Below are 18971 nucleotides of genomic sequence, written 5' to 3'. Positions count from 1 at the left end.
TCAGTACAGCGGCTCGGGGCCTGGGGGGACCTGCCGTTTGTGCGCGCTGCGTTCGTACAGTTCGCGGACGTGCTCGATCAGGTCTTCGTCGACGTCGAGCGTCCGGACGGTCGCGGACGTCGAGAGCGGTCCGTCGACGTGGAGTGCGAGGATCGAATCGAGCGTGTCGTAGTCGACGCCGAGTTCCTCCGCGTCGGTCTGCCCCGACCACATCTCGGCGCTGGCGGTCTTCTCGGCGAGGTCGTCCTCGACGCCGAGGTGTTTCGCTAGCTGGCGGACCTGCTGTTTGTACAGGTTGGCGATGGGGTGACAGTCCACCGCGCCGTCGCCGTACTTCGTGAAGTAGCCCACGAGCGCCTCGCTGCGGTTCCCCGTCCCCAGGACCAGGGCCTGCCGACGGTTCGCCGCGAAGTAGTTGAGGACTGCCCGCGTCCGCACGCGAAGGTTCCCGACGGCGGTCTTGAGGGGATCACTGCTCGTGTCCGCGTCCGCGTTGACGCTCGGGACGGCCGTCAGCATTGCGTCGACGATGGGTTCGATCTCGATGACGTCGTAGGAGATGCCCAGCGTCTCGGCGACGCGTTCGGCGTCGCTCATGTTCCGGTCGCGGTTGACTTCGCTCGGGAGTACGAGTCCGTGAACGCTGTCGGCTCCGAGCGCCTCGACGGCCAGGTACGCAGTGGTCGTGCTGTCGATGCCCCCCGAGAGCCCGAGAACGGCTTCCTCGACGCCCGCGGCGTCGAGTTGGTTCCGGATGAACGCGACGATGTGTTCGCGATGGCGTTCCAGTTCAGCCGCCGACAACGAGAGATCGAGTGGCTCGCCAGCGCGCTCGACCGAACTCGATTCAGACATGCCGACGGCTACGTCCGGGAGGGACTATACGCTTTCCATCCGGGGAATTACGCCAACATTATCGCACAATCGTCGCAAGAATCGGAAGAGCGTCCACTTACTGGAAAAAATGGCGGCCGTTCGGAGATGCGCTATCGGCGGTTGCCCTCGCGACTGCAGGACGCTGCTTTCACATCGGCGGGCCTTGGCCCTGGCCCTGTCCGGGCTGATCGGCGGTCTCGTCTTCCAGGACGAGGACCCGGAACGTCTCGTTGCCGGCGGCCTCGTCGGGGTTGAGGTAGCCGGTCGCGATGCCGGTGTAGGCCTGTCCGCCCTCGACGGAGACGTCGACGGTCGTCACGACCTCGCCGTCGTTGTTCGCCGTCGCCGGACGGACTTCGAGGGTGTAATCGCCCGGCGGGACGGTCTCGTAGTCGGTCGCGTTGCCGAAGCTCACGTTGTCGAACAGCACGTCACCGCTCTCCGCGACGGTCACGTCGACTGTCGGCGCGTCGGGAGAGAGGTGTGCGAGGCGGACCATCGCTTCGTCCTCACCCGGTTGCGCGTCGTCGGCGAGCAGAACCGGCGTGAAGGCGCGTTCCGCGCCGGGGGTGACTTCACCCGCGGCAGCGATGGTGTACTGTCCTGGTTTGACCGGGATGTCCTGCTGGAACACCACGTTGGTGGCGTTGCCAGCTTCCGTGATCGTGACGTTGTGCATCCCGGGCTGGAGCTCGACGTAGTCCGTCGCGTTCCCGAACGCGAGGTCTTCGACGGCCGGTTCACCGTCGACGTAGATGTCGACCGGCGGCGCGTCGGGGGACGCGTGAACGAGCCGGACCTGTGCCTGTCCCTGTGACTGGTTCTGCGCCTGCGATTGGTTCGGGGTCTGTTCCTGTGTGGCCGCCACTGCGCCACCAGCGATCGCGATGCTGCCGATCGCGACCGTTGCCAGCGTGAGCGCCACCAGTTGTACTGCAGTCAATCCTCTGTTTTCGCTGCCAGACATGCACCGCACACATTGGCCGACAGCACCTTCGTTATGAGTGAGGTATTCCAGACCGCCAGACGGCGCCCAGTGAACGGTCACTGGAAAGACTGGATTTCCGAAAAATCGTAGCAACGTGCCCCGCATCCGACAGGGGCCAGGAGAAACGAGTGCGACAGCGACCGGTCCGTATGTCCACCGAGTTCGTCCCCGTCCCGGAGTATCGGTCGCTATCTCGACGCTAGTGGGTAGGTTACCGAAAGCGAGCGCGCGTTTCGGCGGGCTTTCCAGACAGCGCTCGCCGGCGATCGCGTGGCCGGAAGCGCTACGTTCAAGTGCCGCGGTCGGATACGGATGGAATGAGCGCCGGTGTCCTGCGGAGCGCGGCGACGCAGGGCTCGGGGCGCGAACGAAGTGAGCGCGCCGGTGTTGAGACGGACGAAGTCCGTCGATGCTCGGCGCGAGTGAGCAAAGCGAACGAAGCGCCGGTGGTCTAGTGGTAGGACATGAGCTTCCCAAGCTCATAGCCCGGGTTCAATTCCCGGCCGGCGCATCCTGCAAGGAACGGCCCGCGAGTGACGAGTACCGCTGTCGCTCACCGAGTCGCCGCCACGGACTGTGTTCCGGTCACCCCTGCCGGCGAACGAACAGACCGGTCGCGATGGTGACGCCGGCAACGACGCCGGCGGCTGCGGCCGGTCCCGTCACAGCGGGGAGTCCCTGCTGAGACGCGGACGTCGATGCCGGCGGTGCGTCTGCGGCGCTGGCTGCGGTCGCCGGTGGGACCATCGTTCTGGTCGTCTCGTCGGTGGTGTTCGCAGCCGTCACGGCGGTCGCGTTCCCGACGAGCAAGCCGGTGACGAGCAGCGCGAGAACGAGCGCTGTCACTGCCAGTGATCGAACTGATTCGGTCGAAACGACCGGCGATTCCCCTACTCCGGACTGCGTGCTGGAACGGTTCATTGTACCCCCCGGAAGCGCCCCGTGTTGTGCGTCGACGGTCGTCGACTGCACCCCCCACAGGTCCGAGACTTCCGTCTGACCGGTACGTCTCGAATGCGTCCTTGTAAGCGTTTGCCGCTGTTTTCATAATCTAATATGTGAAATAAACAAAACCACATGTTATCAAACTGGACCCATCTACAGAGACGACGATCGGTTTCGTCGCAGAACCTACCGGACTGAAACGGGGCCGAGCACAGTTGTGTTTGCTGAGGATCATGATGATTCGATGATTATATTACACGGTAGCGGAAGTTACGCACAGGCGATGGACTGGGAGGAGTTCGTCGAGGAGGGGGTGGACGAGACGCTGTTCGAGTGGATCGTCCCGATGGTGAGCCTGATGTTGCTCGGGCTCATTACGGGGTTCGCACGGTTACACGTCGCAGAGCCGTTCTTTTTCGTGGTGGACCTGCTGTTGCCGGCGCTGTTCGTGATGCTCATCGTGTGGCAGGGGCTGCAGCTCCACCAGTCGGACCTCGCGACGGGACAGCGACGGACGGTCGCGGTCTGGTACGCGCTGGGGATTTACACGATGCTCGGACTCGGCGGCTGGACGGTGCTGCTGGAGATACTCGGTCAGTCACGGGTGCCGATGAGCGTCGAGATTCTGACGCAAGTCGTCGCGGGCGGCTTCTTCGGGCTGTTGGTCGGGACGGCACAGGTGCGGTCCCAGCAGAACGCCCAGAAGGCGACGGAGGCGAAGCTCGAACAGGAGTTCCTCGAACGCCAGCAGGAGACAAACGAGGTGTTGAACCGAATCCTGCGCCACCACCTGCTGAACGGACTAACGGTCATCCGCGGGCAGACACAGGTCCTCGAAACCCACGTCGACGAGGACGGCGAGGAGTACGTCGAGACGGTGATCGACCAGGCCAGCGAGATGGCAGACACCATCGAAGAGATCCGGACGATTACCCGGACGCTCACCGAGGATCCGGAACTGCTCCCGGTCGACCTGGCGTCGGTCCTCGACGCGGAACTGGAGCGAGCGCGGCGGAACTACCCGGAGGCGACGTTCGAGGTGAACGGGACGGACCCGGAGGGCATCGCCGTGGAAGCCAACGACCTGCTCGGGCGGGCGCTGGCGAACGTCCTCAACAACGGCGTCGAACACAACACGGCCGCCGAGCCACACGTCGAAGTGTCGCTCACCGAGCGTGACGACGAGGTGGTGGTGGCCGTCGCGGACAACGGTCCCGGCGTGGCCGACGACCGCAAAACCGAGGTGTTCGAGGCGAGCGAACGCGGAATGAACAGCGACGGCGAGGGACTCGGTCTGTTCCTGACCGCGTCGATCGTCCGGCAGTACGGCGGCGAGTCCTGGATGGAAGACGGAGCGCCGCGAAGCGCTGCAGGCAGTCAGCCGCAGGCCGACGAACACCGGACGGGGAGCGTCGTGAAGCTGTCGCTCCCGAAAGTCTGAATTGACGGCCAGTAGCAGGCGAGCGGTTATTCGAGGAAGTCGGGAAAATCAGTCTGTTCCGGGTCCGGATCGGGGCGGTCGATCGCTTCGGTCCGGTCGGCGACGGCGGAGGGGAAATCCGTCGCGCGGTCGGCGGCGTCTTTGAGGAGCTGTACGGTGTCGACGTCCCACTCCTCGTCGAGACCGATCAACTCGGCGTCGAACTCGTCGGTGAGGAGTCGTCGCCAGAGTGTCATCCCGCGTGCGTCGGTCTCCTGCATTCGTTTCGCCGTCTTGCCTTTTCCTTCCCTGTAGGCGAGTTCGACGATGCTGGCGTCGTAGTTCGTTCCCATCTCCGCCTGGACCGCCTCGAACTCCTCCTCGTTGGGTTCGCCCATCGAAGCGGCGACGCCGAGCGCGAACGCGCGGACCATGGCCTCGTCGCGGTCGAGCGAGTCCCAATCGGGGTCGAACTGTTCCTCGTAGAGGCTCATCGTTTGACCTTCTCGTCAGGGTACACGCGGAGACCGTTATCCGAGAAGTCGATCTTGTAGATGTCACAGTCGATGGCCGTCCCGCGCATCTTGATCGTCTGTACGCCTCGCGTCATGCCGCCCGACTCCATGTAGTTGTGGAAGAAGATGACGCCGTGCGCCAGGTAGTGCTCGTCGGCGTAGGAGGTCGGGTCGGTCATCTCCGAGATGAGGAGGATGGTCGTATCCGTCTGTTTCAGCGCCGAGAGAAAGCCGGTGATCTCGTCGGACATGTCCGAGAAGAAGTGCTGGAGGAGCATCGTCGAGTCGATGACCGCCCGATCGATCCCGTTGGACTCGATGAACGCCGCCAGCCGATTGGTCAGGCCCCCTTCGGTCCCGAACTGCGTGATGGTCCGCTTGCCGGCCTCGGTGACGAGATTGAGAAACTGCACCCGATCCGACCGCATCACCTTCTCGAAGCCGAAGTCGAAGTTTCCCATGTCGTGGATGAGTTCCTCTTTCGACTCGTGCATCGTCACGTACAGGCAGTTCTGGCCGTTCCGCGCCCCGTCCGTGATGAACTGCGAAGAGAACGTGGTTTTCCCGCTCCCCGGCGGGCCACTCACCACGTACAGCCGTTGCGCCGGGAGACCGCCCTCGACGAGTTCGTCGAAGCCCGGGACGCCGGTCGAAACTCTCATGCGCTCAACATACCCGCGTCCGACCATAGTTGTTTGCTTCTTGTTCTCACGTTTGAGAACGCAACCGACAGACGGCGGCGGGGTCGCTTCGATCCGGGGGTTCCGTCAGTCAGCGAAACACGCGTCGAAAGAGTGAGTCGCTCGGATTGAGTGGAGGTGCTCGGTCGCCTCGGCGTCGAATTTCATGGGCCGCCGCCACCACGGTCCCTTCCCGGAGTCGCTCGACAGCTCGGTGACCAACTGGTTCGCGTCGCTCCCGGCCGTCCGCGTGCTCAGCGGAATCGCCGTGTCGTAGAGCCCGGACCCGTCGGGGTCGCCCGTCACGAGGACGCGCGCGTCGAACTCGCTGCGCTTGACGTGAGCGTTGTTCGCGTAGGGAGCCCGCTCGGCCGCCGCCAGCTCGCGATACTCCTCGCCGGTGATGGCGTCGCGAGCCAGGCGGAACTGCCCGATGAGGAAGGCGCCCCACTCCGGCGGTGCCCAGTCAGGGCGGTCCGCACCGGTCGCGAGCGTCGCGTAGAACAACAGGTAGTCGCCCGCCGAGAGCTTCGAGAGCGGACTGGCTTTGATCCCGTGTTCGTCGCCGTAGGTGTAGCGTTCACAGCGTGGATACTCGGCGAACTCCGGATCGAGGTGCACCGGCGCGTCCCGGTATCCGTCCGGCAGCGACGTTTCGAGGTCGAGATCGGCGTAGGTCGGGACCGCGTCGCTGGTCGGTTTCGACTCGGGAATGGGGACGTACTCGAAGGAGCCGTCGGAAAAGAGCGGCCCGCGGACGCCGGGCTCGTTGGTGTTGGCGGCGACGTTGATCGCGACGCTCTGCATACCCGCACTCCGACGAGTGCAGGGAAAAGCGACTCGCTACCGCAGCGGCGAAACGCACTGTTTGCAGTATCGATACGTGGCCGCCTGCTCGTTGAACGCACCGCAGTGTTGGCAGTACAGACCGTCCTCCGTGGCCCTCCCGCCGGTCTGATCCCGCTTCAGTCGGTCCCCTGCCGCGTACCGCTCGCCGGTTCCAGGCGAGGGCTGCTCGACCGATGGCTCGCTGTCCCGGAAATACCGGTACACCAGCAACTGAAGGAGACTGAACCCCACGATGTACGCCACGATCCAGGTCCAGACCTCCATGGCGTGGTATACGTTGTCACAGTACTTGGGTCTGTCCCCCCACTTTTTACAGCACGGGGGTGTCCTCGGCCTCCGGCCTGCGGGCACCCCCGTCTGCAAAACCTGGACTAACACTGCCGGACGACTCGCTCACTTCGTTCGCTCGCGTCCGGTGTCATCATGAGTGACCAACGGAAACGAACGAGGGCTCGGAAAACGCGGAGTGTCTTCAGGCGAACCGGCGCGCCAGATGCTAGCGTGCTCACTGTGTGTGCCCACTGAGCAGTGAAGACTGCCAGCATCCGCGAACGAAGTGAGCGGTTTACCGGACGCGAGCGACCGCAAGGAGCGAGCCGTCCGGCTTTTTTAGCGTAGATTTTTTGCACGAGTGGTGCCCGCAGCGCGTCAGCGTGAGGACACCCGAGTGCAAAAAAGGTACTCTGTACTGAGCAAGCAGAGAACCGGAGTTCGAGGTTCGGGAGAAGAGAAGGCGACAGATCGGACCTGCGTCCTCAGGCGTCCGGCGGCTGGAGGTCGCGCTTGAATTCGTCGAAGGTGTCGAGATTCTCGGGCACTTCGTACTCGACGCGCCGCGCCTCGCGGTTGTCCTCGTTGGCGTCTTCGATCGGTTCGGCGACGCTCTCCCAGCCCTCTTTGACGGCGACGGATTTCGCGGGCTGACCGGCGGCGATGTGGTGGGCGGGGACGTCGCTCCCGGCGATGGATTTGGCCGCGAGAATGGAGTTCTCGCCGAGTTTGACGCCGGCGCGGACCATCGAGTCGTAGGTGACCCGGACGTCGTCCTCGATGATGGTGTGGTAGTTGTCGATGTGGGTCTGGTCGTTGACGTCGTGGTCGTGGCTGTAGACGTGCGCGTTGTCGGAGATCGAGACGCGGTCGCCGACGGTGAGTTTCCCGCGGTCGTCGAGGTGCACGTCGTCGTGGACGACGACGTTGTCCCCGAGTTCGATGTTGTGGCCGTAGGTGAAGGTGATGCCCTTGAACAGGCGGAGGTCGTCGCCGGCCTCGGCGAAGAGGTGTTTGGCGAGCATCTGGCGGAAGCGCAGCGCGAAGGCGATGTTGTCGGCCATCGGCGTGGCGTCGAACTGCCGCCAGAGCCACTGGAGGTACTTCGATTGCCGGAACTCGTCCTCCATCGCTTCGACCTCGGCGTAGTACTCGCTTTCGAGCGTCGCGTTGCAGGGGTCGTACCCCTGGAGGCGAACGCGCTCGGCAGGCGAGACGTCGCCGCCGTCCTGCCAGCGCTCGTACGCCTCTCGATCGCCGTGCAGATCGACGAGCACGTCCTCCACGACGTCGCAGGTGCTCTCATCGCTGGAGAGTCGCTCGTCGACCTCCGTGAGGAACGCCCGGAGCCCCTCCTCAGCCAGGGGCGGCAGCGAGACGTGGCGCTTCGTCATGTCCCTTCGATAGACCGGCCCAGTGATAGTGGTTTTCGTTGGCTGCGCCGCCATTACCGCGAGGTAACCGAACGGTTCCGGACCGATAGCGGGCGTCGTCCCACACAAGGACAGTTCTGCCAATCGTGTACACGGCTCCGGACGAGCACGGAAGATTGAAACACGTTCGCCAACAGGGACGACATAACGTGCAGCGAAAGTTCAAACTCGTCGTCGCAGGCGTGGGCATCGCACTCTTGTTCGGACTGCTCACGACGACGTCAACCGCGACGACGCAGTTCGTTTCGCCGACGGAACTCGACGAGGGCTCCCACGCCAGCGACCGCGTCAACCTCGAAGGCCGCGTGGCGAATCTCAGCACCGCCGGTGACCGCATCACGTTCAGGGTGACCGACGGGAACGCGTCCGTCCCGGTCGTCTACGAGAAGACGATGCCCGAGACGATGGCGAACGGCCGCATCGTCGTCGCGAAGGGCGTCTACGAGGACGGCCGACTCGACGCCCGCCAGCTCTCGGTCAGGGCACACGAGGGGTCCGAGCGCCCCGACGACACGTGACCGTCCCGGGGTTTCGAGCCGCTGACGAGGGCCGTTCGAGTGGCAACCGTGGTGGTCCGGCGTGACGCGGCTCGCCGTCGACGGGCTCTCCAAGCGGTTCGGCCAGTTCGACGCGCTCCGCGCGGTCGACCTCGAAGTGAGTGACGGCGAGTTCCTCGGCCTGTTCGGACCGAACGGGGCCGGCAAGTCGACGCTCATTCGCCTGCTGTCGACGCTCGCGACGCCGACGGAGGGGACGGTACTGCTCGACGGCGAGCCCCTCGGCGAGGCGTCAGACGCCGTCCGCGGGCGGCTCGGCGTCGTCACCCACGACACGATGCTGTACGACGACCTGACCGCTCGCGAGAACCTCCGGCTGCACGCCCGCCTGCACGGCGTCGACGCCGACCGCTGCGAAACGCTCCTGGATCGCGTGGGGCTCGCCCACCGGGCCAGCGAGCGGCCGAACGCGTTCTCCCACGGCATGCGCAAACGGCTGTCGTTCGCCCGCGCGCTGCTTCACGATCCGGACGTGCTCTTGCTCGACGAACCGTACGCCGGCCTCGATCAGCGCGCGGCCGCGACGCTGTCGGACGTGCTCACGGACGTCAGCGACCGGCTGGTCGTCATGGCGACCCACGACTTCGACCGGGGGTTCGAACATTGCGACCGGGCCGTCGTCCTCGACCGCGGCCAGGTGCAACTCGACGCGCGGGCCGACGAGTACGCCGACCACGGCGCTTTCGAGCGGGCTTACCGCGAGGCCGTCGGACTGGAGGGAACATGAGCGCCCAGACGTACCTGCGAGCGATGTGGACCATCGTCCGCAAAGACCTGCTCGTGGAACTCCGCTCGAAGCGCGTGTTCGCCACGTCGCTCGTGTTCTCCCTGCTCGTCGTCGTCGCCTTCGCCTTCGGGTTCGCCAAGTCCGTCTCCGATCTCACCGTGCTGGGCCGGGGCGCGCTCTGGATCGCGTTCGTCTTCGCGGGCACCATCTCGGTCACGCAGGCGATCACGGCCGAGAACCGCGACAGCGCCATCGACGGGCTGTTGCTCGCACCGGTCGACCGCACAGCCATCTACTTCGGCAAGGTCGCGAGCAACACGATCTTCGTCGCGAGCGTCTCGCTGGTGACGCTCGTGGCGATCACCGTCTTTCTCAACTACCGGCCGCCGGCGACGATGCTGGCGGCGCTCGCGGGAACCATCCTGATCGCGTCGCTGGGCTTTTCGGCCGTCGGCGTCGTGCTCTCCTTGCTCGCCGCGCAGTCGAACCTCCGGACGTCGCTCGTCCCCATCTTGCTGGTGCCGCTGGTCATCCCCGTCCTGCTGGCCGGCGTCGAACTCACCCGCCTGCTGAGCGTCGGCGGCGACCCGTCCGCGTGGCTGCGGCTCCTGGTGGCCTACACCGGCATCATCCTCCTCGCAGGAATGGTCGTCTTCGAGGCCGTCGTCGCTGACTAGACGGTTCGGTACGCCGCGATGCCGACGACGACGACGGCGAGCAGGCCGGCCACGAGCGGGCCGGCCGGGAACTGCGGCATCGAGCCGCTCGACTGGTCTGTGCCGCCTGCGCCCGGCAAAGTCACCGAGATACCGTCACCAGGAGCCAGCGCGTCCGCGCTGGTCAACATCGGGACAGGCATCCCGCTGGCGTTGCGGAGGCGCAGGTTCGACGAGTGATTGACGGCGGCGGGATCGAGTCCCTGCAGGACGACCGCGAGCGAGTCCGTCTCGTGTCGCACCGACTTCGAGACGGTGCCGTCGGCGAGCGTGTACTGGACGGAAGTGCGGATCGTCGATCCCGACGACAGCGACGCGTTCACCGCCAGCCCGTCCGCCGTGCGCCGGTACTGGAGTCGCTGCCCCTCGATCGACACCGATTGGACGGTCGCCGAGTCCGGAAGGCCGACGTGTATCGGGCCGCGGAACGGCTGGTTTCCAGCGTTCTGCAGGCGGATGGTCTCGACGACGCGCGTGGTCGAGCCGTTCTGGATCGGCTGGACGATGTGGCTGGCCGGGTTCCCGCCAGTCGCCGTCAGAACCGCTTCGTCCGCGGTCGGCGGGCGAACCGTGAGCCGTGCGTCAGTGGCGTTCTCGCCGGTCCGGAGCACGTAGCGATACGGAGCACCGTCCAGCCGAGCGTTGAGGCGGTACGTCCGGTTGGGTTGCAACTGATCGAGCGCGAGCGCACCGTCCGGTCCGGTCTGCAGCTGTGCCACGGACGGCCCGTTCGGCGAGGTGACGGTCACGGTCGCGTTCGCAACGGGCGTGCCGTCTGGGCGAGCCAGCCGAGCCGACAGCCCGGCCGACAGCTCGAAGTCGGCGGTCGGCTCCTGGACGACCGCGTAGTGGCGCAGGCCGTTGTGGTCTAGCTCCACGGCGTACAGCGGCGCGTCGGTCACGTCGGCCGCCCGATACGAGCCGTTCTCGACGGCGGTCGTGACCGGTTGACCGGCCCGCTCGAAGTTCCCGTTCAGCGGCGTGACCGTGACCTGGTCGCCCTCGGCGGTCCCGTTGTCGACGGAGACGGTGCCGGTCACCGGGGCCGCGGCGGCGACGCCGGTGACGGTAGCGAGACAGGCGAGCGCGAGCAGTATCGTGAGCAGCGAGCGTGACATGTTAGTCTGAAGTCGTGGGGTCGGAGTCAGTTTCCGCAGCCGGGGCGAGCGGGCGCGTCCAGACGCCGTGTGCCGGGTCGAACAGGAAGATCAGCAGCATGCCGACCAAAAGCGACACGATGCTGAGTCGCAGCGGCGTCATGAGCGGGATGCGCTTGACCGTGAGCGAGGCGGTGTCGCCCTGGACGGCCGCGATGACGTACGTGTCGTACGCCAGTCCGCGGTCGATCAGGACGTCACGGGTCTGCATGCCGCCCTGGCGGGGATACCGCCGCTGGGCCGCTTGCCCGACCGCGACCTGCCGGTTGCCCTCGATCACCGCGAGGTTGACTGCCTGGACGCGAACGCGCTCCAGGCCCAGCGAGTCCGGCGGGGACGCCGTCGTCCCGACGTTCGTCGGATCGGTCACGACCACGGCGTCGGTCTGGGGAACGTAGTTCCACATGACGGCGCCGCGCGCGACGATGGCGTCACCGCGAGCGTACGCCGGGCCGGCGGTCCCGTTGGGCGACGTGACGCCGACCCAGATGCCCGAGTCGTCGAGCTGATACACCGTCGCCCGCGGCCCCTGGCGCATGTCCGTGACGGTGCCGTGGACAGCCTGTGTCGTCCCGTTGGTCGCAGCCCCGCGCTGCTGGAGTTCGGTCGTCGAGAGCGCGACTCCCTCGACGTTCGGGTCTTCCGGCAGCGAGTACGTCTCGAAGCCGAGCGCCTGTACCGCGTACGGCGAGTTCGGCACGTCGACCTGGCCGCCGTTCGCGCCACCACCGCCGACGATGACCGACGCCTGGCCAGTGAACAGGTACGTGAACGCCAGCGAGAAGACGAGGACCGCGACGCCGACGTGGACGAGCATCACGCCGGTCTGTTTGAGTTGGGTCCGGCGCGGTGCACCGGGAATGCGGTCGAGCGCCCGTTTCACCACCGCCATGAGCACGTACGCGACCGGCGGGAACGCCGAGAGCGCGCTCAGCTGGCCGACGAGCGCGTAGAAGCCGCTCGCCTCGGTCCCGGCCCCGAGCTGCCAGGCCGGCGAGGGCGCGTACAGCGCAGCGACGACGGTCGCGGCCGCGAAGACGCCGAGCCCGGCGAGGGCGCGGCGCTTGCCCTCCACGTCGAAGTCCATGTAGAACCCCAGCAGGAGCATCGTGAGCAGGGTGACCGGGTAGCTCCAGCGGTTGTAGTAGCGGGCGGTGACCTCCACCTCGATCCCGGTCGCGAGGTCACGCAGCACGGGGAAGGTGAGTCCCCACAGCGAAATGAATGCGAGCAGCCCCAGCGCGAGGACCGCGCCGTGGAGCAGCGTCGAGCGCGTCAGCCACTCTCCGTCGTCGGTCGCGTCGTCTTCCTCGCGCAGCAGCCAGAAGCCCAGCGGGAGGCCGACGCCGAGGACGGCCGTCGCGCCCACGAGAAGCAGCATGCCCAGGCCAGCGCCGTTGTCGGCGAAGGAGTGGACGCTCCGGAAGACGCCGCTGCGGACGACCGTCGTGGTGTAGACGACGAGCGCGAACGTCGACGCGACCATCGCGGGCGCGAGCACGGAGTACCGGTCCCCGGGCCGGTAGTTCACGACGGCGTGCAGCGTCGCCGTCAGGAACAGCCACGGGATGAAAATCGCCGTCTCGACGGGGTCCCAGGCCCAGATGCCGCCCCACCCGAGCACAGTGTACGACCAGAGCGCGCCCAGCGCCAGCGCGGCGGTCAGGAACAGCCAGGCCGCGCGGAGCCACCTGGTGACAGAGCCGTTCCACGTCCTGAACAGCCCCTCACCGCTCCGAACGAGGCCGACGAAGTGGGCCACGCCGATGGCGAACGGCATCGTCAACAGCGCGTAGGCGATGAACATCAGCGGCGGGTGGATGGCCATGTACGGGTCGATCAGCAGCGGGTTGAGGCCGTTGCCGGTCGTCGGGACGCCCCCGGAGACGACCGTCGAGACGTGCGTGAACGGGCTGTCCAACAGGAGCATGGTCCCGAAGTAGGCCACCGCGCCGGTGGTGAGGGCGGCGACGAGCCGCGATGGCGCGTCCGCGAGCCCGCGACGCCAGGTCGCCCAGGCGACCACGAGCGAGGCGATCGTGGCCCACAGGAGCAGGGAGCCGGCGTTGCTCGCGTAGACGCCGGTGACCCGGTACAGCAGCGGCAGGTAGTCCGCGGTGTTCTGCCAAACGTACGCGTTCGTGTAGTCCGTCGTGACGAACTGATACGTAAGCAGCGACAGCGCAGCGACGAACAGCCCCGATCCGCCCGCCACCAGCCGGATTACGTATGCATCGAAGCGGTCGTCGCGTCGAACGTATCCGACCGCGAGCAGGACAGTCGCGACGAGCGACAGGAGGGTCCCGCCCGCGAGAACGGCGGTCCCGAGGGTCGTCATTCGCCCATCCTCCGTTCGGCCTCGTCGAGGTTCGAGAGGAACTGCTGGCGTTCGACGTAGCCGTTGATCTTCACGAGCTGGTCGCCCTGCGGGTCAGTCGCGACGAGCTGGGGCGGGTAGTCGGCGTTGTACTGGTTCGCGAGGCGCGACGTCTGCGGGTCGTCGGCGTCTAAGTTGACCGCGACCAGGACGAAGTCGTCGAGACGGTCCTGGACGGCGGGCTTCGAGTAGACGTTCCGATTGTAGTCCTCACAGTAGGTACACCACGTCGTCCAGAAGTAGACGAGCATGGGCTTGTCTTCCTTCTCGGCGATCGATTGGGCCTTCTCGTAGTCGGTGTGCCAGGCCGTGTCGCCGTGATAGGAGTACGATTCGTCACGCAACACCGGCGCCGTGTTCATCGACGTGTAGCCGATGGCGAGTGCAGCGACGAAAAACACGACCGTCAGGACCTTCCGCGCGTTCATCGAACTGCTCGGGCCTCGGTGTCCGGCGAGTAAATAACCCTCGACTGCTAGTCGGAGATCCGTCCCAATACTCCGAAATATTCGCACACTGACACAGTCGAACCGCTCGAACGACCCTCACAGAGCGGTGCCATGGAAATAATTATGAGGGAGGTCTGTAAACACCCATTCGATATTGTAACGTTTCTACTATGCTGGCACGAATTCAACACAAGTCGGGCAGTTTCGAGGTGAGTACAGTATGAGTTGGCTCACACGCCGGCACATGCTGGCAGCAGTGTTCGCGGTCGCGCTCGTCGCGCTCGCGGGCTGTGGCAGTGCGCCAACGAAAGACGCGTTCAACAACACGGCAGCGCCGGGCAGCGGTGCTGGCGTCGGCGGTGGCGGCGGACCGACCGACCTCCCCGCCCAGTGGAACGACTCGAAGGTCTACGACCAGGACCTGCGCACCGGTGAGCAGAAGGACAACTTCCGCTACCGGAACGCGACCGCTGGCGAGCAGGTCAACTTCGTCCCCAAGCAGATGAACGCGTCGACGCTGCCGAGCAACCCCATGGAGCGCGAACTCGTCAAGCGTGGCCGGGAGATCATGGCCAACACGTCCGAGGAGATGCCGAACCACGTCGGCAACAACCTCTCGTGTGCGAACTGTCACGGCGGCGGTGACCTGCCGACGACCCAGGGCATGGTCGGGCAGGACATCGACATGATTCCGTTGGTCGGGACCGCCGCGAGCTACCCCGAGTGGACCAACCGGACCAGCCGGATGCGCGACATGCGCCAGCGCATCATGGGCTGTTTCATGCGGAGCATGAACTCGCCGGACTCCCCGGAGGGCATGCCCGAGTACACGAGCCGCGAAGTGCAGGCCATGGAGGCCTACATGGAGTGGCTCGCCCAGGGCCAGCCCACCGGGAGCAAACCGTACTGGCAGCACCTGAACAAGCCGACGGGCGACGAGAAGGTGCCGATTCCGGAGGTCAACCCGGTGCGCGGTGCCGAGCTGTACCTCGAGAACTGCGCGTCCTGCCACGGCGCTGACGGGCAGGGCATCGAGGGACAGTACCCGCCGCTGTGGGGCAACGGCTCCTACAACGACGGCGCTGGCATGGGCCGGATCTACACCTCCGCGGCGTTCATCCGCGAAGCGATGCCGTACGGCTACGCCCACCAGGTGTCCGACTGGCGCGACGTCCAGGACATGGCGGGCTACATGAACGCTCACGACCGGCCGCACCTGCCGCGCCAGCCCAAAGACTGGTCCGAGGCCGGTGCGCCGGACGAGGCAGTCTACTACGAGCGCGTCCAGGAACGGTTCGGCTACGACAAGAACCCGATGACGCACAAGCTCGAACTGGCTGGCATCCCGACCGACGACACGCCGCTCAACGAGAGCATGATCCCGTCCGACGTCGACCGGTACGACCAGCCGCTCCGCAACGAGACCGCCGACAACCAGAACAGCATCGCTGACGCGATGGACGGCGGGAACTGACGACAGCCACTTCTTTCAGCCACCATTTCGTTTCGAGCATGGTCGACCTCCCGAGCGCAACGGCGGTGTTTCTGGCAGGGATACTGACGATTCTGACGCCCTGCTGTCTGCCAATGTTGCCGCCGCTGCTGGCCGGCGGCGTCGGCCACCGCCTGCGCCCGGTCGGCATCGTCGCCGGCAGCGTCGTCTCCTTTACCGCCGCTGGCGTCGCCACCGGCGCACTCGGCTCGCTCGACCCCGACGCCTTCCGACTCCCCTTCACCGTGCTCATGATCGGGTTCGGCGCAGTGATGGTCGACGACGACCTCAACGCGATTTACGAGCGGTACGCCTCGCGCGTCGCCGGGCGTGCCACCTCGCTCTCGACGACGCTGGAGCGCGGGTCCCATCCGCTCGCCAGCGCCGTCGCACTGGGCCTGCTGCTGGGCGTGATCTGGCTTCCCTGCGTCGGCCCGGTCCTGGGCGCGGTGCTCGCGTACGTCGGGACGACCGGCGACCTCGTCCGGAGCGGCGCGCTGCTGTTCGTCTACGGCACCGGGTTCGGGCTCCCGCTGCTCGTCGTCGCCTACGGCGGCAAGCGGAGCGGGCAGTGGCTGCGCGACCGCGTGCTGACCGAGGATCGGCCAGCGGTACTCAGGCGCGTGGCCGGCGGCCTGCTCGTGCTCACCGGCGTGTCGATGTTGTTCGAGATCGACAAGCTCGCGATGACGGTCGCCAACGGAGTGGTCTGAGTGACTGCGCGACCCGAGGTGAAAAGCGTTAAACGGCCCGTCCCATTACCACGACAGAGAATCTCACAATGAGTACAATATCGTCGGCGCTGGCCCGCGTCATCCGCCTGGCCCACTGGGTCATGTGGAGCCGGACAGTGCGGTGGGGCACGCTCGCGTCCGGCGTGCTCTCGCTGGTGCTGGTGTTCGGGCACGCGTCCGACACGATGTACGGCGTCAAACACGGCGCGAACCTCATCGCCTACTGGCACATCCCGCTGGCCTGGGTGGCGGCGCTCGCGATGTCGGTGACGTTCGTCGGCAGCGCGCTGTACCTGCGCTACGACGGCCAGTTCTGGAACCGACTCGCCCACAGCGCCGGCGAGATCGGCTACCTGTTCGCGACGCTGACGCTCATCACCGGCAGCATCTGGGGCCGCGTCATCTGGAACTCCTGGTGGGAGTGGACGGACGTCCGACTCGTCACGTTCCTGGTCGTCTGGTTCATCTACGCCGGCTACCTCGTCGTCTACGGCGCGACCGAACACGGCGGTGACGACACCTACGCCGCCGTCTACGGTGTCCTCGGGTTCGTGACGGTGCCGATCTCCTACCTCTCGACCCGACTGTGGACGCCGACCTTCCACGAGACGACGCTGGCGAACCCGAACGTGAGCGCCAACATCGATCCCACGACGCTCATGGTGTCGCTCGCCGCCGCGACCTTCCTCTACACGTACCTCATGGCACTGCGCATCGAACTCCACGAAGTCGAAGACCGCATTCGCATGACACAGCCACGCAACGGAGGTGACCGCTGATGGAACCGCTACTACTCGTCGGCTACACGACCATTTTCGGCCTGCTGTTCGGCTACATGCTGCGCCTGCAGCGCCGACTCGACCGCCTCGACCAGCAGGTCCGCGATCGGCAACAGTAGGGCAGTCCGGGACGGTCTATCCGTCGGCCAGCGGTTCCTCGGAGATACTACCGTCGGCGTAGGTGAGGGCAACAAGCGCGATGACGGCCGTCGGAACGAGCGCGAAGACGAACAGCAACGGTCCGGCCATTTCTGAGAGGAAGAGAACGGTCACTGCGAGGCCGAGCATGGCCGAACAGAGGACGATCAACGCGTCGAGGCGACGACGGTGAGCGGGGTGCATATCGGCGATACGTTGTGTCGGTAAAATAAACCATGCACAGAAGAGTACGAACAGCAGCCACGACTGCCGTTCAGGCCGGAGTAGAAACGTCAGAGCTCGGATTCAGCTGGCTCGGTCGTCTCCCAGAGGACGGAGAACTGCACATACCAGTCGGCAGCCTTCGCGATACCCACGGTAAACACGAGCCATCCCACGAGAAAGAACACGGCATCGCGATACAGGGCTGAACTCACGAGGTACGCGAGGATCGCTGCGCAGATGACGATCAGGGCGTCGAGCCGACGACGGAGGGCAGGGTCCATGAGACAAACGACAACGCAGTGACTCGAATTCTTTTCGGAACCCGACACCGGACTTTACCCACCAGCGGGGCAAACGAACGAGTATGCGTACCGACGAGGACGTCGAGACGAGCGGCGAAACCGGACGGAGTTCGGCAGCGTCCACGCTGCAACGGGTGTTCATAAATTCGACCGAACGCCGCCCCCGCATGCCCTGGCGACTCGCGCTCGGACTGGTCGGCTTCGGCGTCGTCCTGTTTCTCGTGGGGCTGGCGTCGACCCTGCTCCCTGAACCCGGCCAGTTCGGCGGCCCGTACCTCCCCGCGCTGTACGGCACGCTCCTGTATCTCGTACTCACCGCTGTGCTGCTGGCCGCCCTCCTCGGACTCAGTTACGTCATCGACAGACGGCACCTCACCGATCTGGGCCTTCGGCTCGACGGCCAGTGGTGGCGCGACTGCGCGTTCGGCCTCGCGCTCGGCGTCGTCCTCCCGACGGCGGTGTTCCTGGTCGAACTCGCCTTCGGGTGGCTCACCGTGACGGGCCTGTTCCGAACCAGCGAGAGCGCGCTGCTCGGGTTCGGATCGGCCCCGCCGTGGTTCGCCGTCCTGCTCGTCGTCCTGTTTTTCGTCGGCGTCAGCGTCTTCGAGGAGTTGATCGTGCGCGGCTATCTCCTGACGAACATCGCGGAGGGGCTGGCCGGGTTCTGGCGGATCGGGACCCGCGCTGCCATGGTCATCGCGACGCTGGTGACCGCCGGTATCTTCGGCGTCCTCCACGCGTCGAATCCCAACGCCACCGCCCTCTCGGTGGTCAACATCACGCTCTTTGGCATCCTGCTTGGGCTGGGTTACGTGCTGACCGATCGCCTGGGGGTGCCGGTGGGGATGCACCTCACCTGGAACGCCACCGTGGGCGCGGTGTACGGGTTCCCGGTCAGCGGGATCACGGTCGGCGTGACCGTCATGGAGACGGAGACGACGGGTCCCGAACTGTTCACGGGCGGTGCGTTCGGGCCGGAGGGCGGCCTCGTCGCGCTGCTGGCACTCGTCCTCGGGCTGGCGCTGCTCTGGTGGTGGGTCCGCCGGGCGTACGGCGACGTGGCGCTCCGGGACGCCGTGGCGACGCCGACGCTGCGCGATCAGTCGTCCTGAGCAGACGCGTCGGCGGACTCGCCGTCCGTCGGCTGCCCCGAAAACTGGACGAGTGCGCCGGCACCGATTCCGAGGACGAACGCGGCGCTGCCGACCAGCAGGAAGCCGTTGGCTCCCCAAGTGAGGAGTGCGATCGCCAGGAGCGCACCGAGGATCGCACCGAGCAGCGTGACGACGAGATCCAGTCGGCGCGCGAGGGCGTCGTTCATACGCTGGCGTGCGCGTGGGAG

The 18971-nt window shown here is 66.0% G+C and carries 23 protein-coding genes and 1 tRNA gene; 10 read left to right on the top strand and 14 right to left on the bottom strand.

Features of this window, described 5'->3' with window-relative positions; genetic code table 11:
* Complete coding sequence (locus MU553_RS05885; protein ID WP_247376683.1) at nt 1-855, bottom strand: NAD+ synthase; 855 nt, start codon at nt 853-855, stop codon at nt 1-3.
* 169 nt (nt 856-1024) lie between these two features.
* Nucleotides 1025-1969, bottom strand: coding sequence for a DUF4397 domain-containing protein (locus MU553_RS05880; RefSeq protein WP_486860560.1), 945 nt, complete (start codon nt 1967-1969; stop codon nt 1025-1027).
* Nucleotides 1970-2304: 335 nt separating this feature from the next.
* Between MU553_RS05880 and MU553_RS05875 the strand changes: the two genes are divergently transcribed.
* Nucleotides 2305-2375, top strand: a tRNA-Gly gene (locus tag MU553_RS05875).
* Between the two features lie 74 nt (nt 2376-2449).
* Here MU553_RS05875 and MU553_RS05870 read toward each other — a convergent pair.
* The gene (locus MU553_RS05870; RefSeq protein ID WP_247376679.1) at nt 2450-2710 is read right to left on the bottom strand and encodes a hypothetical protein; all 261 of its coding nucleotides are present in this window, start codon (nt 2708-2710) and stop codon (nt 2450-2452) included.
* A gap of 343 nt (nt 2711-3053) precedes the next feature.
* Between MU553_RS05870 and MU553_RS05865 the strand changes: the two genes are divergently transcribed.
* Nucleotides 3054-4250 carry a sensor histidine kinase gene (locus tag MU553_RS05865; RefSeq protein ID WP_247376677.1) on the top strand — a complete coding sequence of 399 codons (1197 nt, stop codon included), beginning with the start codon at nt 3054-3056 and terminating at the stop codon, nt 4248-4250.
* Nucleotides 4251-4276: 26 nt separating this feature from the next.
* Here the strand turns inward: MU553_RS05865 and MU553_RS05860 are convergent, their stop codons facing one another.
* The 5 genes from MU553_RS05860 to MU553_RS05840 all read right to left on the bottom strand — a co-directional run bounded on the left by MU553_RS05860 (nt 4277) and on the right by MU553_RS05840 (nt 7937).
* Nucleotides 4277-4723: a DUF8057 family protein gene (locus MU553_RS05860; RefSeq protein WP_247376674.1), complete on the bottom strand. Its 447-nt coding sequence runs from the start codon at nt 4721-4723 to the stop codon at nt 4277-4279.
* Nucleotides 4720-5406, bottom strand: a complete 687-nt coding sequence (locus tag MU553_RS05855; protein ID WP_247376672.1) for an RAD55 family ATPase — start codon at nt 5404-5406, stop codon at nt 4720-4722. Before MU553_RS05855 ends, MU553_RS05860 begins: the two co-directional genes overlap by 4 nt.
* 105 nt (nt 5407-5511) lie before the next feature.
* Nucleotides 5512-6231 carry an Nmad3 family putative nucleotide modification protein gene (locus MU553_RS05850; protein ID WP_247376670.1) on the bottom strand — a complete coding sequence of 240 codons (720 nt, stop codon included), beginning with the start codon at nt 6229-6231 and terminating at the stop codon, nt 5512-5514.
* A gap of 36 nt (nt 6232-6267) precedes the next feature.
* Nucleotides 6268-6537, bottom strand: a complete 270-nt coding sequence (locus MU553_RS05845) for a DUF7577 domain-containing protein (RefSeq protein WP_247376668.1) — start codon at nt 6535-6537, stop codon at nt 6268-6270.
* Between the two features lie 491 nt (nt 6538-7028).
* The gene (locus MU553_RS05840; protein ID WP_247376667.1) at nt 7029-7937 is read right to left on the bottom strand and encodes an acyltransferase; all 909 of its coding nucleotides are present in this window, start codon (nt 7935-7937) and stop codon (nt 7029-7031) included.
* Between the two features lie 188 nt (nt 7938-8125).
* Here MU553_RS05840 and MU553_RS05835 point away from each other — a divergent pair, with 188 nt between their 5' ends.
* The 3 genes from MU553_RS05835 (at nt 8126) to MU553_RS05825 (ending at nt 9937) form a co-directional block, all read left to right on the top strand.
* Complete coding sequence (locus MU553_RS05835) at nt 8126-8494, top strand: cytochrome c maturation protein CcmE domain-containing protein (protein WP_247376665.1); 369 nt, start codon at nt 8126-8128, stop codon at nt 8492-8494.
* 61 nt (nt 8495-8555) lie between these two features.
* Nucleotides 8556-9260, top strand: coding sequence for an ABC transporter ATP-binding protein (locus MU553_RS05830; protein WP_247376663.1), 705 nt, complete (start codon nt 8556-8558; stop codon nt 9258-9260).
* The gene (locus MU553_RS05825; protein ID WP_247376661.1) at nt 9257-9937 is read left to right on the top strand and encodes a heme exporter protein CcmB; all 681 of its coding nucleotides are present in this window, start codon (nt 9257-9259) and stop codon (nt 9935-9937) included. The genes MU553_RS05830 and MU553_RS05825 overlap by 4 nt, the downstream gene beginning before the upstream one ends.
* Here MU553_RS05825 and MU553_RS05820 read toward each other — a convergent pair.
* From MU553_RS05820 to MU553_RS05810, 3 genes are read right to left on the bottom strand one after another with little or no spacing between them, the layout of a single operon-like run.
* The gene (locus MU553_RS05820) at nt 9934-11094 is read right to left on the bottom strand and encodes a hypothetical protein (protein ID WP_247376659.1); all 1161 of its coding nucleotides are present in this window, start codon (nt 11092-11094) and stop codon (nt 9934-9936) included. The two genes, MU553_RS05825 and MU553_RS05820, sit on opposite strands and share 4 nt — an antisense overlap.
* A 1-nt stretch (nt 11095) precedes the next feature.
* Nucleotides 11096-13471 carry a cytochrome c biogenesis protein CcsA gene (ccsA, locus tag MU553_RS05815; protein ID WP_247376657.1) on the bottom strand — a complete coding sequence of 792 codons (2376 nt, stop codon included), beginning with the start codon at nt 13469-13471 and terminating at the stop codon, nt 11096-11098.
* On the bottom strand, nt 13468-13938 hold the full coding sequence (locus MU553_RS05810) for a thioredoxin family protein (RefSeq protein ID WP_247376656.1): 471 nt from the start codon (nt 13936-13938) through the stop codon (nt 13468-13470). The genes ccsA and MU553_RS05810 overlap by 4 nt, the downstream gene beginning before the upstream one ends.
* 241 nt (nt 13939-14179) lie before the next feature.
* Here MU553_RS05810 and MU553_RS05805 point away from each other — a divergent pair, with 241 nt between their 5' ends.
* From MU553_RS05805 to MU553_RS05790, 4 genes are all read left to right on the top strand, one after another.
* Nucleotides 14180-15433: a c-type cytochrome gene (locus MU553_RS05805; RefSeq protein ID WP_247376654.1), complete on the top strand. Its 1254-nt coding sequence runs from the start codon at nt 14180-14182 to the stop codon at nt 15431-15433.
* A gap of 38 nt (nt 15434-15471) precedes the next feature.
* A complete protein-coding gene (locus MU553_RS05800; RefSeq protein ID WP_247376652.1) occupies nt 15472-16164 on the top strand; it encodes a cytochrome c biogenesis CcdA family protein in 693 nt (230 codons plus the stop codon).
* A 68-nt stretch (nt 16165-16232) separates the two neighbouring features.
* The gene (locus tag MU553_RS05795) at nt 16233-16964 is read left to right on the top strand and encodes a cytochrome c biogenesis protein (RefSeq protein WP_247376650.1); all 732 of its coding nucleotides are present in this window, start codon (nt 16233-16235) and stop codon (nt 16962-16964) included.
* The gene (locus MU553_RS05790; protein ID WP_247376649.1) at nt 16964-17083 is read left to right on the top strand and encodes a CcmD family protein; all 120 of its coding nucleotides are present in this window, start codon (nt 16964-16966) and stop codon (nt 17081-17083) included. The genes MU553_RS05795 and MU553_RS05790 overlap by 1 nt, the downstream gene beginning before the upstream one ends.
* 16 nt (nt 17084-17099) lie before the next feature.
* On the opposite strand, the gene MU553_RS05785 is transcribed toward MU553_RS05790, so the two are convergent.
* Together MU553_RS05785 and MU553_RS05780 are read right to left on the bottom strand one after the other, a co-directional pair.
* Entirely contained in the window at nt 17100-17306 is a 207-nt protein-coding gene (locus MU553_RS05785; RefSeq protein WP_247376648.1) for a hypothetical protein, read from the bottom strand.
* 89 nt (nt 17307-17395) lie between these two features.
* Nucleotides 17396-17608, bottom strand: a complete 213-nt coding sequence (locus MU553_RS05780) for a hypothetical protein (RefSeq protein WP_247376646.1) — start codon at nt 17606-17608, stop codon at nt 17396-17398.
* A gap of 83 nt (nt 17609-17691) precedes the next feature.
* On the opposite strand from MU553_RS05780, the gene MU553_RS05775 reads away from it, so the two are divergent.
* On the top strand, nt 17692-18741 hold the full coding sequence (locus MU553_RS05775) for a CPBP family intramembrane glutamic endopeptidase (RefSeq protein WP_247376644.1): 1050 nt from the start codon (nt 17692-17694) through the stop codon (nt 18739-18741).
* On the opposite strand, the gene MU553_RS05770 is transcribed toward MU553_RS05775, so the two are convergent.
* On the bottom strand, nt 18729-18950 hold the full coding sequence (locus MU553_RS05770) for a hypothetical protein (protein WP_247376642.1): 222 nt from the start codon (nt 18948-18950) through the stop codon (nt 18729-18731). The genes MU553_RS05775 and MU553_RS05770 overlap by 13 nt on opposite strands.
* Between the last annotated feature and the right edge of the window lie 21 nt (nt 18951-18971).

The sequence above is a fragment of the Halorientalis brevis genome (assembly GCF_023077655.1).
Note: the sequence above shows the minus strand (reverse complement) of the source record. Positions and strands in the feature narration are given on the sequence as shown.